Source organism: Agromyces sp. NPDC055658 (assembly GCF_053618155.1).
Genome location: NZ_JBSHHD010000140.1, coordinates 1 through 1,103, shown reverse-complemented (window position 1 = coordinate 1,103; position 1,103 = coordinate 1). Strand labels below are relative to the sequence as shown.

1 protein-coding gene is annotated in these 1,103 nt (G+C 67.7%); it reads right to left on the bottom strand.

Features of this window, described 5'->3' with window-relative positions; translation table 11 throughout:
* Positions 1-1,103, bottom strand: a 1,103-nt coding sequence (locus tag ACWGPE_RS19175) for a hypothetical protein (protein ID WP_452049343.1), incomplete at both ends; no start/stop codon positions are given.

Sequence of the window (1,103 nt, the reverse complement as noted above, 5' to 3'; positions counted from 1 at the left end):
GTTGTTCAGATAGGCCGGCACCGGATTGTCCTGCCACACCTTCAGGAAGGTGTGGGTCGAATACAGGCTGCTTGCCACGAAAAGCGCTGCAAGACCGACACATACGGCAGTGCGCGCCCGCGAGGCCGAAAGATAGGAAGAGAACCGTGAATCCCGGTTCGGCGCACAGAATCCCACGGCCGCCAGTAGCGCCAGCACCACGACCAAATCAGGCAGGTACCGCAGCGTCTGCGCCAGCTCCAACGCGGTGAACCGGGACGAGCGCATCAGATAGATCGGGATCTGGCAGGCCACGGCGTAGCCCAGGGCCACGACCAGCACCGGCCAGATACGGGTCTTGCGTATCAGTACCACCGCCACCGCGACGACCAAGACCACCCAGCCCAGCACCATCACGGAGACCGGCGGCGTGGCCCACGGGGATGCCGGGGCCCAGCGCTGCCAGGACCATGGCCCGCCCACGAGTCCGGGCACGATGCCGTGCGTGAACGAGCGGCTGAGCAGGTCCCAGGTCATGGCCAGGTCGAAGCTCCACCGCTTCTGATCGACGACGACGAGGTAGACCCCGATCCACGCCACGATCAGGGCCAGGGACGCGACCCACAGCCGGAGACCGCGCTGCCACACCTCGCGCACGCTGTAAGTCCCGGTGACGTACCCGAGGAGAGCCACCACCGCGAACGCCACGAACGGGATCACCGCGGCCTTCTCGAAGAACAGCAGACCGCCCAGAAAAACCAGCACACCCGTGACGGCGTGCCGCGACGACCCGGTCCGCACGAGCAGTACGGCCTCACCCACCACCCACGCCAGCGCGGCCTGCATCGGCAGCGTGTTCAGCCCCGCCGCCCACCACGCGAACCCGGGCAACGCCAGGGGAGTGAACAACGCGAACGTCAGCGGCACGAGCAGCACCGGCCGCCAGCCCAGGATCACCCACAGTGCCCGTAGCAACGCCAGCGAGGCCAGCAGCTGCATCACCACCAGGCTCACCGCGGCCAGCACCCAGGAGAACGGGGCGAGCCGGGTGACGGCGCCGGACACCAGGAACGCGGCGGGCATGACGTGGCCGTCGTGATCGTCGAACAGGAAGGACGGCGACA